This is a genomic window from Nocardioides sp. PD653-B2 (assembly GCF_002117935.1).
GTDB lineage: Bacteria > Actinomycetota > Actinomycetes > Propionibacteriales > Nocardioidaceae > Nocardioides.
This window is the reverse complement of sequence record NZ_BDJE01000010.1, coordinates 34,689-46,115: the sequence shown is the minus strand read 5'-3', so window position 1 is coordinate 46,115 and position 11,427 is coordinate 34,689. Positions and strand designations below refer to the sequence as shown.

The window sequence follows — 11,427 nt, the reverse complement described above, 5'->3', positions numbered from 1 at the left end:
GATGGCCCGGGTGCTCGGCGACTACGAGCGGCACCTCACGGCCGAGCGCGACCTGGCGGCTCACACCGTGCGCGCCTACCTGGGCGACGTCGGCGGGCTGCTCGACCACGCTTCTCGTCTCGGGATGACCGACGTGACCGAGCTCGACCTGCGCACCCTGCGCAGCTGGCTGGCCAAGCAGCAGACGCTCGGCAAGTCCCGCACCACCATCGCCCGCCGCGCGACCGCGGCGCGGGTGTTCACGGCCTGGCTGTCGCGCACCGGCCGGGCGCCGATCGACGCCGGCGCGAGCCTCGGCTCGCCGAAGGCGCACAAGTCGCTGCCCCCCGTCCTGCGTGCCGACGAGGCGAGCGACCTGATCCGGGGCGCCGCCGAGCGCGCCGACGACGGCAGCCCGGTCGGGCTGCGCGACGTGGCGATGCTCGAGCTGCTCTACGCCACCGGGATCCGGGTGGGCGAGCTGGTCGGGCTCGACCTCGACGACATCGACCGCGAGCGCAACGTCGTGCGGGTCTTCGGCAAGGGACGCAAGGAGCGGTCGGTGCCCTTCGGCCGCCCGGCTGCGCGCGCCCTCGACTTCTGGCTCAAGCACGGCCGCCCGCAGCTCGCCGTCGACGGCAGCGGGCCGGCGGTCTTCCTTGGCGCCCGGGGCGGGCGGATCGACCAGCGCGCAGTGCGGACCATGGTGCACCGGCGGATGACGGACGTGCCGGGGGCGCCCGACATCGGGCCGCACGGTCTGCGCCACACCGCCGCCACCCACCTCCTCGAGGGCGGCGCCGACCTGCGCTCGGTCCAGGAGCTGCTCGGCCACGCCTCGCTGGCGACCACGCAGCTCTACACACACGTCACCACCGACCGGCTGCGCCGGGCCTACCAGCAGGCGCATCCGAGGGCATAGCGGAGACGCGCCAGCGGATCCGGTGAGGTGCCTCAGGGCGGTGACCACCTCAGCAGGAACAGCTGCAGCGGCGACCGCCAGGCGACGTACGGCATCGGCACCACCCGACTCACTGGCTCGTCCCGCCACAGCGGCAGCAACCGCACCGGACCGGCCCCGACCAGGCGCAGCGGGTCGAGGTAGGTGTCCGCGCCCTCGATCCAGCCCCAGTGCAGGCAGGCTCGGGGCAGGCAGTGCGACCCGCCCAGGGCGAGCCTCCCGATCGGGTCGCCGGCCGCGACCGGGTCGCCGAGCGAGACGGTCGCGTCGACCGGCTCGTACGTCGTCCGGGTGTCGCCGTGGTCGACGACGACCACGCCACGACCGGCCAGCACGCCGGCGAAGCTCACCCGCCCGGGCAGCGCCGCGCGCACGACCTGCCCGGCGGTCCCGAGCAGGTCCACGCCGCGGTGCCCCGAGCCCCAGGGCGAGTCCGGCGGGTCGAAGCCGGCCACCACCGCGGGCTCCGGCCGGAGCGGCCACCCGCCGACGGGGTCGGTGTCCGCGGCCCGGGCGACCGACGGCCAACAGAGGGCGACGAGGACGGCCAGGAGGAGCGTGAGGCGGGTGGTCATGGCCCGACCCTGTCGGGGCGGTGCTCTCGGCGCGACCGCGGCGCGAGAGCCTGGGGACGACGCTGTCGGAGACGCCCCTGTGGAGGCGTGCCGGCCAATTGGCCCGGACCGGCGGATGCGACTACTCTGGTCGGAGCAATCCTTGCGGATTGACTTCGCACGCCTGCAGACCGCGACGGGCCCCTCTCCGGGGACCCGACCACCCGTGGGCGCGGACCCTCAGTTCGACTGGCCGACGTTCGATCCAGCCAGCCGATCGGGTCGCGCGCAGGCGTCAGGGCAGCCGGCTCCCGCCGGTTGCAAGAACTGAAAACAACCAGAGCTCGCTCCGGTCCGTCCTGGTTCAAGGACGGGCGGCAACGGGGTGTGCTCGACACAACAGGAGAACCACATGGCAGTCGTCACCATGCGCCAGCTGCTCGAGAGCGGCGTGCACTTCGGACACCAGACCCGTCGCTGGAACCCGAAGATGAAGCGCTTCATCATGACCGAGCGCAACGGCATCTACATCATCGACCTGCAGCAGTCGCTGGCCTACATCGACCGGTCGTACGCCTTCGTCAAGGAGACCGTCGCCAAGGGCGGCACGATCATGTTCGTCGGGACGAAGAAGCAGGCCCAGGAGGCGATCGCCGAGCAGGCGACCCGCGTCGGGATGCCCTACGTCAACCAGCGCTGGCTCGGTGGCATGCTCACCAACTTCCAGACGGTGCACCAGCGGATCAACCGTCTCAAGGAGCTCGACGAGATCGACTTCGACGACGTGGCCGGCAGCAGCCGCACGAAGAAGGAGCTGCTCCAGATGCGCCGCGAGCGCGACAAGCTGAACAAGTCGCTCGGCGGTATCCGCGAGATGACGCGTACGCCGTCCGCCGTCTGGATCGTCGACACCAACAAGGAGCACCTCGCCGTCGAGGAGGCGCGCAAGCTGCGCATCCCGATCATCGGCATCCTGGACTCCAACTGCGACCCCGACCTCGTCGACTTCCCGATCCCGGGCAACGACGACGCCATCCGCGCGGTCGGCCTGCTGACCCGCGTCGTCGCCGACGCCGTCGCCGAGGGCCTCATCGCCCGCTCCGGCGCCAAGGCGAGCGAGGGCACCGAGGCCGTCGGTGCCGAGGAGCCCCTGGCCGAGTGGGAGCGCGAGCTCCTGGGCGGCGACGCCGAGAAGGCCGCCGTCGAGGCGACCGGTGGCGACACCGCCACCGAGGCGCCCGCCGAGGCCGCCACCGGCGCGTCCACCGAGGCCGCCGAGGCGACCGAGGCCGCCGCCGAGGTCACCGAGGCTCCCGCCGAGACCGCTGCCGAGGCTCCCGCCGAAACCGCTCCCGAGGCCGCCGCCGAGGCGCCCGCCGAGGACGCGACCGAGGCCAAGGCCTGAGCCGAGCCCCCGAGGCTCGTGCACCACAGAACACTTCAGGAAGCAGGAACATGGCTAACTTCACCGCCGCTGACGTCAAGAAGCTCCGTGAGCAGACCGGCGCCGGCATGATGGACTGCAAGAAGGCGCTCGACGAGGCCGACGGCGACTTCGACCAGGCCATCGAGATCCTCCGCGTCAAGGGTGCCGCCAAGGCTGCCCAGCGCGGCGCCGAGCGCGAGGCCTCCGCCGGCCTCGTGGCGCACGCCCCCGGCGTGCTCGTCGAGCTCAAGTGCGAGACCGACTTCGTCGCCAAGGGCGAGGACTTCATCGCCGCCGCCCAGCGGATCGCCGACGCTGCTGCGGAGGCCAAGCCGGCCGACGTGGCCGCGCTGCGCGAGCTCTCCCTGGGTGACGAGACCGTCGGCCAGGTCGTCGACGGACTCGCGGTCTCGATCGGTGAGAAGATCGAGCTCGGCCAGTACGTCCACTTCGACGGTCCGGTCGTGGCCTACATGCACAAGCGTGCGGCCGACCTGCCGCCGGCCGTCGGCGTGCTCGTCTCGTACGACGGCGACGCCGACGCGGCGCGCGCCGCAGCGATGCAGATCGCCGCGATGCGCCCGCAGTACCTCACCCGCGAGGAGGTGCCCGCCGACGTCGTCGCCCACGAGCGCGACATCGCCGAGAAGACCTCTCGCGAGGAGGGCAAGCCCGAGCAGGCGATCGCCAAGATCACCGAGGGTCGCGTCAACGGGTTCTTCAAGGACGTCGTGCTGCTCGAGCAGCCGTCGGTCACGGAGAACAAGAAGACCGTCAAGGCCGTCCTGGACGAGGCCGGCACCACCCTGAAGCGGTTCGCCCGTTTCGAGGTCGGAGCCTGATCGACTAGGTTCTAGGCAGACCACGTGAGGAGGCCGGCTCGATGACAGGAAAACTGATCATCGGACCGGCCTTCTCGCATGTTCGGACCCCGCCCGTCGTACGAAGGAGCCGCCCGTGACCGGTTACAAGCGCGTCCTGCTGAAGCTGTCCGGCGAGGTGTTCGGCGGTGGCAAGGTGGGCGTCGATCCCGACGTCGTGCAGACGGTCGCCCGCGAGATCGCGGCGGTCTCGCAGGCCGGCGTCCAGATCGCGGTCGTGACCGGTGGTGGCAACTTCTTCCGCGGCGCCGAGCTCCACCAGCGCGGCATGGACCGGGTCCGTGCCGACTACATGGGCATGCTCGGCATCGTGATGAACTGCCTGGCGCTCCAGGACTTCCTGGAGAAGATGGGCGTGGAGACGCGCGTGCAGACCGCCATCACCATGGGGCAGGTCGCCGAGCCGTACATCCCGCGCCGCGCGATCCGCCACATGGAGAAGGGCCGCGTCGTGATCTTCGGCGCCGGCATGGGCATGCCGTTCTTCTCCACCGACACCGTGGCCGTCCAGCGCGCCCTCGAGAGCAAGTGCGACGTCGTCCTGGTCGCCAAGAGCGGGGTCGACGGGGTCTACACCGCCGACCCGCACCTCGACCCGACCGCGACGAAGTTCGACGAGCTGACCTACGACGAGGCGATGTCGCGCGGCCTGCGGATCATGGACCAGACGGCGTTCGCGCTCTGCGGCGAGAACAAGCTGCCCATGGTCGTGTTCGGCATGGAGCCGGAGGGCAACATCCTGCGGGTCGTCCAGGGTGAGAAGATTGGCACGCTCGTCCACGCGGGCTGACGCCGCACGCCTGCGCGACACCCGCTGGACCCCTACGTTCCCCGCTTGGACATCGAAGGAGCACCCGTGATCAACGACATCCTCAACGAGGCCGACAGCAAGATGGACAAGTCGGTCGAGTCGACGCGCGAGGAGTTCGCGGCGATCCGGGCGGGCCGGGCCCAGCCGAGCATGTTCAGCAAGATCGTCGTCGACTACTACGGCTCGCCGACCCCGCTCCAGCAGCTGGCCTCGTTCACCGCCCCGGAGGCCCGGATCATCCTGATCCAGCCGTACGACGTGGGCGCGATGGGCAACATCGAGCGCGCGATCCGCGACTCCGACCTCGGCGTGAACCCCTCCAACGACGGCAAGATGCTCCGCTGCGTCTTCCCGGAGCTGACCGAGGAGCGTCGCAAGGAGTACATCAAGATCGCCAAGGCCAAGGCCGAGGACGGCCGGGTCGCCGTACGCAACCTGCGTCGTGCTGCCAAGCAGGGCCTGGAGAAGCTCGAGAAGGACGGCGAGGTCGGCAAGGACGACGTCACCGGCGCCGAGAAGAGGCTCGACGGCATGACCAAGAAGCACACGGACGCCATCGACGAGATGCTCAAGAACAAGGAGTCCGAGCTGCTCGAGGTCTGAGCAGCTCGCCGACACATGACCGACGCCATCACGCCGGCCACTCCACCTCCCGCCGGGTCCTCCGTCGGGCCGCCGACGAAGGACCACGGCCGCGCCGGCCGCGACCTGCCGGCCGCCCTCACCTCCGCGGCCGTGCTGGTCGGCGCGATCCTCCTGTCGCTGCTCTTCTGGAAGACGGCGTTCATGGTGATCGTCGCCGTCGCCGTGGCGGTCGCGATCTGGGAGCTGCACAAGGGCTTCCGGGCCAAGGACATCGAGCTCCCCGAGCAGCCGCTGATGCTCGGCGGCGTGGTGATGGTCGTCGTCGCGTACTTCTGGGGGACACCCGCGCTGGTCACCGCCACGGCGGTCTCGGCGCTCGCGACCATGCTGTGGCTGCTGAAGCGCGGCATCGACGGCTACGTGCAGAACGCGACGGCGTCGGTGTTCACCCTGATCTACGTGCCCTTCCTCGGGTCGTTCGTCGCCCTGCTCCTCGCCGAGGGGGGCGGCATCAACGCCCACGGCCTCGACGACCCGGGTGTGCAGGGCATCATCACGTTCATCGCAATCACCGTCGCCTCCGACACGGGCGGGTACGTCGCCGGCGTGCTGTTCGGCAAGCACCCGATGGCGCCGGTGATCTCGCCGAAGAAGTCGTGGGAGGGCTTCGCCGGCTCGATCGTCTTCTGCCTGCTCGCCGGCTGGGCGCTGGTCGTCCACCTGCTCGACGGCGACTGGTGGGTCGGTCTCGTCCTCGGCCTGGTCGCGGTCGTGATGGCCACCCTGGGCGACCTGTGCGAGTCGGTCATCAAGCGCGACCTCGGGATCAAGGACATGAGCCAGGTCATCCCGGGCCACGGCGGCCTGATGGACCGGCTCGACTCCCTGCTCGCCACCATCGCCCCGACCTGGCTGATCCTGCACTACCTGGTCTTCTAGCGCGGCCACCCGGCACGCCGAGGCGCAGCTCAGGCGATCTGCGCATAGCATCGAGGTGATGTCGGCCGACCAGGAAAACCCGACCACCACGGAGAAGGCTCCCGACTGGTGGCACCGCGACCACCCCACGTTCACCTCGCTCAGCGGGTTCTTCGCCGGGCTGGCGTTCGTGATCGTGGTGCCGGGGCTGTTCGCGGCGATCCTGAACTGGATCTTCGAGTACCACACCGCCGAGGACCTGTTCCCGCTCGTGCTGGTGACCCTGGCGGTGCCGATCGGGTTGATCATCGCCAAGCGGACGCGGCGGTTCGGGACCTACCTGGTGATCGGCATGGTCAGCACCGCGCTGGTCGTCGGAGGCGTGGCCGCCCTCGTGCTCTGGTACATGGTCACCTACCAGTCGTAGGGCGTGACTCGTCGAATCGCCCGGCCGACCACCCGGATGGGATGATCGAGACCTCATGTCCGACTCAGAGCGCACCTCCCTGCCCCTCGTCTTCGACGAGCCGCGCGGCCGCAAGAAGCCGCCGCCGCACCTCGCCGACCTCGCGCTCGACGAGCGCGTCGAGCGGCTCAAGGAGCTCGGGCTGCCGGGCTTCCGGGCCAAGCAGCTCTCGAACCACTACTTCGCGCGCCTGGTGGACGACCCGGCCGAGATGACCGACCTGCCGGCTGCGCAGCGCGACGAGCTCGTGGCCGCGTTGCTGCCGGACCTGATGACGCCGCTGCGCACCATGGAGGCCGACCGCGGTACGACGCGCAAGACCCTCTGGAAGCTCTTCGACGGCGCGCTGGTCGAGTCGGTGCTGATGCGCTATCCCGACCGCGCCACCGTCTGCGTCTCGAGCCAGGCCGGCTGCGGCATGGCCTGCCCGTTCTGCGCGACCGGCCAGGGCGGCCTGCAGCGCAACATGTCGACCGCCGAGATCGTCGAGCAGGTCGTGGCGGGCGCCCGGTCGATGGCGCGCGGCGAGGTCCCCGGCGGGCCCGGTCGCGTCTCCAACGTGGTCTTCATGGGCATGGGGGAGCCGCTGGCCAACTACAAGGCCGTCATCGGCGCCGTACGACGCCTGGTCGACCCGGCACCCGAGGGCCTCGGGATGTCCGCGCGGGGCATCACCGTCTCGACCGTCGGCCTGGTGCCGCGGATCAACCAGCTGACCGAGGAGGGCATCCCGGTGACCCTCGCGCTGTCGCTGCACGCCCCCGACGACGAGCTGCGCAACGAGCTGGTGCCGATCAACACCCGTTTCTCCGTCGCCGAGACCGTCGACGCCGCCTGGAACTACGCGCGCGTCACCAAGCGCCGGGTCTCGATCGAGTACGCGATGATGCGCGGCATCAACGACCAGGCCTGGCGGGCCGACCTGCTCGGCGACGTGCTCCAGGAGCGCGGCGACTGGGGCTGGGTGCACGTGAACCTGATCCCGCTCAACCCCACGCCGGGGTCGAAGTGGACGGCGTCCGACCCGGCCGATGAGCACGAGTTCGTGCGCCGGCTCGAGGCCAAGGGCATCCCGACGACGGTCCGCGACACCCGCGGCCGCGAGATCGACGGCGCCTGCGGGCAGCTGGCGGCGACCGAGGTCTAGGACCTCGGCCGCCGGTCGGCTCAGCGCAGGAAGGCCGGCGCCTTCAAGATCAGCTCGGTGTTGCGGTCCGACCGGTTGCCGCCGCGGTGGTGGTCGCGCTCCTGCCAGTCGTTGAGCGCGAGCTCGCGACCGAGGGCCGCCAGCTGCAGCGAGTCCGTCAGGTCGCCGTCCCAGGTGAGCGGTGCGCCGTGGTCGACCATCGTGGTGAAGATCGACAGCGTGCCGTCCTTGTTGTTCGCGACCTCGAGCAGGCGGGACTGCTGCGGCCAGTCGATGTGGGAGGCGGTGTTGATCTCCCAGAAGCCGTTGGCCACCTTCTTGTCCTTGCCCGTGCCGGTGACCCGCTTGTGCGCCCAGATGTGGTTGGTGTGGGTGTGGCCGTTGACCCAGGCGATGACGTTGTCGTGCTTGAGCAGCTCGCGCTCGATCTTGTCGGCGCGCGCGGTGTCCTCGAAGGACGCCAGCGGGTGGTGGCTGGCCAGGATGATCAGCTTGTTGCCCGAGGCGCCGAGCGTCTTCTTGAGCCAGGCGAACTGGTCGTCGTACATCGCGCCCTTGTCGCCGAACTGCGACACGGTGTCGAGGACGACGAACCGGACCAGGCCCTGGTCGAACGTGTAGTACGCCGTGCCCGTGTCGACGTTCTCCTGGGTGAAGCCGTGGCCCTCGGGCAGGCCGGTCGTGGTGAAGTGCTCCTCCACCCACTCGGTGCGCGAGAGCAGCCGGCGGTTGGGGTCGGCGGTGATCGTGCGGTCGCCCTTGCTGGTCTTCTTGACCGTGCCCACGGCCTGCGCCTGGTAGGCGGGGCTGTGCGCCCAGTTGCCCTGGACCAGGCCGTCGTGGTTGCCCATCGCGGTCAGCCACTTCATCTTGAGGCCCTCGGCCGTGAACGGCGCCCGGGCGGCGTCGAGCAGGCCCGGGACGAGCGGGAAGCCGTACAGGGCCCGCGGCTTGTCGTCCTCCTTGCCCGCCGGGGTGCCCTCGGGGTGCCAGAAGGTCGTGTCGTAGAAGGCGGGCTCGCCGTCCATGACGCCCTCGTAGCGAGCGGGGTCGCCGGAGTCGACCGTCACCTCACCGCCGTCAAGGAGGTCGATGTTCCACCGCAGCTCGTTGTACTGGCCCGTGTCGGAGTTGTCGCCGGTCTGGATGGCCAGCGCAAGCGGCTTGCCCAGCACCGGGCCGCCGCCGATCTCGTTGATGTGGCGCACCATCGCGTCGGCGACCTGGCCGGTGAGCATCTCCTGCGGCCGGTAGGCGGAGCTGCTGACGATCTCGCCGAGCTCGAGGCGCAGCGGCGACTGCGCGTCGAGGATGTGGACGTCGCTCAGCTGGACGAAGGTGAGCAGCGGCTTGCGGCGCTTGCCCCGGCCGCTCTTGGCCTTCGCGCCGATGCCGGCGCGCACGACGTACGACTCACCGGGCTTGCTGACGACCGGCCGGTAGCCGCCCGGACCGGCCGGACCCTTGCCGAGCACCGTGGTGCGCGTGGTGCCGTCGGCACCGGCCCGCGCGACGGGACGGGCGACGGGGCCGGCGACGGCCTCGGCGGCCAGGCTGCCGGAGCCGGTGAGGGTGGCGGCCGCACCGATGGCGGCACTGGAACGGAAGAGGTCGCGACGGGAGATCTGCACCGCGTCAACCTAGTCCTCACCGGGTGTTCACGTATGCGAAACAATCAGGTTGGCCGCCTCCTCCCACGTCTCGACGAGGTGCACGTGGTCCTCCATCGGCTTTCCCCGGGACAGGGCTCGCAGCAGCGGCCACGCCGGCAGCTCCTCGGTCCAGTAGGACGTGCCGACGAGCACCATCGGCGCGACCGACGACTCGTCGGCGTAGAAGTTCTCGCAGGCGTCCTGGAAGATCTCCTGCACCGTGCCGCCGAAGCCCGGCAGGAAGACGATCCCGGCGTCGCACACCTGGAGTAGCGTCGCCTCGCGGGTCGAGTTGCGGAAGTACTTCGCGATCGCGGTCGCGAAGACGTTCGGCGGCTCGTGCCCGTAGTGCCAGGTGGGGATCCCGAGCGTGTCGGCCCCGCCGGGGAAGCGCTCCAGCACCGCGAACGCACGCGCTACCCAGGCGCTCACCGACGGTCGGTACGCCGGCACCTCGGCGAGCAGGGCGAGCGCCTCGTCCAGGGCGTCGGGTCGCGGCGCGAGGCGGGCGCCGAGGTTGGCCGCCTCCATCGACCCGGGTCCGCCGCCGGTGGCGACGGTGCGGGCGCCGGCCAGGGCCAGCCCGAGGCGGGCGGCGTCGGCGTACGCCGCGGCGCCGCGCTCGACGGCATGCCCGCCCATCACCCCGACCAGGCGACGGTCCTCCACCCACGACTCCAGGGCCAGGTCCACCGCGTGGTCGTGCAGCGCGCGGGCCAGCGCCTTGTCACGGGTCGACGGCCGCTGCGTCCAGGCGAACGCCCGGGCGTCGAGCGAGTCGGCGTACCGCGGTGTGTCGTACAGCTCCGCGGCCGAGTAGAGGCTCGTGCGGCCGGTGTCGACCGGCACCTCGTCGGTCGCCGGGAGCACCAGCGCCCCGGCCGCGCGCACCACGGCGTCGTCGCCCTCGGCGAACACGCAGGCCACGAACGTCGCGCTCGCCAGCCGGCTGCGCGCCAGCACGTCGTGCCGCCCGGTCAGGTCGACGCCGCGCACCTGCCAGCCGCGCATCGACGTGGCGCCCGCGGAGATCCGGGCGTCGAGCTCGGCAAGGCTGTCGACCTGGACGCCGCGGCCGCGTGATCGCTTCACCCGCGCAGACTAGAACGCGTGGGCGATCAGCTCCCCGAAGAGGTCCTGCTCGTCGACCTCGAGCCCCCGCGCACGGAACCACCCGCAGACGTTGGCGCAGTCGCGCATCAGGAAGTCCATCCCGGCCGGGTTGCCCACGAGGTCGACGATCTGGGGCAGGTCGATGATCACCAGCCGGTCGCCCGCGGCGAGGATGTTGTACGCCGAGAGGTCGCCGTGGACGATCCCGTGCTGCACCATCACCGCCATCGCGTCCCGCAGCTGGTCGAGGTACGACGCCAGCAGGGCCGGCTCGGGCCGGGTCTGGGCCAGCCGCGGCGCCGTCTCGCCCTCGTGCGTGATCCACTCCATCAGGAGCTCGGTGCCGTCGATCTGCACGGGGTAGGGGACCGGCAGGCCGAGCTGCCAGCAGCGCTTGAGGGCGTCCCACTCGGAGGTCGCCCACTCGCCCGCGGCGACGGCCTTGCCCCACGTGCTCTTGCGCTTGAGCGCCCGCTCGTCGCGGGAGCGCTTGACGCTGCGCCCCTCGGTGTAGGTCGCGGCCCGGTGGAAGGTGCGATGGTCGGTGCCGCGGTAGCGCTTGGCGACCATGACGACCGACTCCCCGAGGGCATCGGAGCCGGGCACTGCGCGCTCCAGCAGGTGTGCGTCGGCCTCCTTGCCGGTCTTGAGGACGCCGAGGTCGGTGTCGACCGCGGCCTGGGAGGTGACCACCCAGTCGGGGCGGGGCTCCGGGCCGCGGCAGAGCGGCTCGACGCTCAGCCAGGTGGACCAGCGTTGGCCGTCGGCGACGTCGTCGTACGCCTCGAAGTCGAAGACGAAGGTGGGGTCGAGATCAGGGTCGAGCGAAGGTTCGTGCTGCATCGGTGTGGGTGCTCCAGAGGTGAGAGAAGTGGTCTGCGGACAGGCCAAGGACCGTCATGGACATGTCACGCTCCTCTCGCTCGGGCACCCG

General features: G+C 70.9%; 12 protein-coding genes. 8 read left to right on the top strand and 4 right to left on the bottom strand.

What is annotated here, in order from left to right:
- Window position 1 precedes the first annotated feature (1 nt).
- Entirely contained in the window at window positions 2-901 is a 900-nt protein-coding gene (locus PD653B2_RS04475; protein ID WP_085871212.1) for a tyrosine recombinase XerC, read from the top strand.
- 32 nt (window positions 902-933) lie between these two features.
- On the opposite strand, the gene PD653B2_RS04470 is transcribed toward PD653B2_RS04475, so the two are convergent.
- A complete protein-coding gene (locus PD653B2_RS04470) occupies window positions 934-1,515 on the bottom strand; it encodes a M23 family metallopeptidase (protein ID WP_207559330.1) in 582 nt (193 codons plus the stop codon).
- Between the two features lie 391 nt (window positions 1,516-1,906).
- On the opposite strand from PD653B2_RS04470, the gene rpsB reads away from it, so the two are divergent.
- From rpsB to rlmN, 7 genes are all read left to right on the top strand, one after another.
- Entirely contained in the window at window positions 1,907-2,899 is a 993-nt protein-coding gene (gene rpsB / locus PD653B2_RS04465) for a 30S ribosomal protein S2 (RefSeq protein WP_085871133.1), read from the top strand.
- 50 nt (window positions 2,900-2,949) lie between these two features.
- Window positions 2,950-3,762 (top strand): translation elongation factor Ts, encoded by an 813-nt coding sequence (tsf, locus tag PD653B2_RS04460; RefSeq protein WP_085871132.1) that lies wholly within the window; start codon window positions 2,950-2,952, stop codon window positions 3,760-3,762.
- 115 nt (window positions 3,763-3,877) lie between these two features.
- On the top strand, window positions 3,878-4,591 hold the full coding sequence (gene pyrH, locus PD653B2_RS04455) for a UMP kinase (protein ID WP_085871131.1): 714 nt from the start codon (window positions 3,878-3,880) through the stop codon (window positions 4,589-4,591).
- 69 nt (window positions 4,592-4,660) lie between these two features.
- Entirely contained in the window at window positions 4,661-5,215 is a 555-nt protein-coding gene (gene frr / locus PD653B2_RS04450) for a ribosome recycling factor (protein WP_207559333.1), read from the top strand.
- 15 nt (window positions 5,216-5,230) lie between these two features.
- Window positions 5,231-6,136, top strand: a complete 906-nt coding sequence (locus PD653B2_RS04445) for a phosphatidate cytidylyltransferase (protein ID WP_085871129.1) — start codon at window positions 5,231-5,233, stop codon at window positions 6,134-6,136.
- A gap of 58 nt (window positions 6,137-6,194) precedes the next feature.
- Window positions 6,195-6,542, top strand: a complete 348-nt coding sequence (locus tag PD653B2_RS04440) for a hypothetical protein (RefSeq protein WP_085871128.1) — start codon at window positions 6,195-6,197, stop codon at window positions 6,540-6,542.
- A 55-nt stretch (window positions 6,543-6,597) separates the two neighbouring features.
- Window positions 6,598-7,728, top strand: a complete 1,131-nt coding sequence (rlmN, locus tag PD653B2_RS04435; protein ID WP_085871127.1) for a 23S rRNA (adenine(2503)-C(2))-methyltransferase RlmN — start codon at window positions 6,598-6,600, stop codon at window positions 7,726-7,728.
- Window positions 7,729-7,748: 20 nt separating this feature from the next.
- On the opposite strand, the gene PD653B2_RS04430 is transcribed toward rlmN, so the two are convergent.
- Genes PD653B2_RS04430 through PD653B2_RS04420 form a run of 3 tightly spaced genes read right to left on the bottom strand, consistent with a single transcriptional unit; the run spans window position 7,749 to window position 11,336 of the window.
- Window positions 7,749-9,359, bottom strand: coding sequence for a TIGR03767 family metallophosphoesterase (locus tag PD653B2_RS04430; RefSeq protein WP_085871126.1), 1,611 nt, complete (start codon window positions 9,357-9,359; stop codon window positions 7,749-7,751).
- Window positions 9,360-9,386: 27 nt separating this feature from the next.
- A complete protein-coding gene (locus PD653B2_RS04425) occupies window positions 9,387-10,472 on the bottom strand; it encodes an LOG family protein (protein ID WP_085871125.1) in 1,086 nt (361 codons plus the stop codon).
- A gap of 9 nt (window positions 10,473-10,481) precedes the next feature.
- Window positions 10,482-11,336, bottom strand: a complete 855-nt coding sequence (locus PD653B2_RS04420) for a serine protein kinase RIO (protein WP_085871124.1) — start codon at window positions 11,334-11,336, stop codon at window positions 10,482-10,484.
- Window positions 11,337-11,427: the final 91 nt, after the last annotated feature.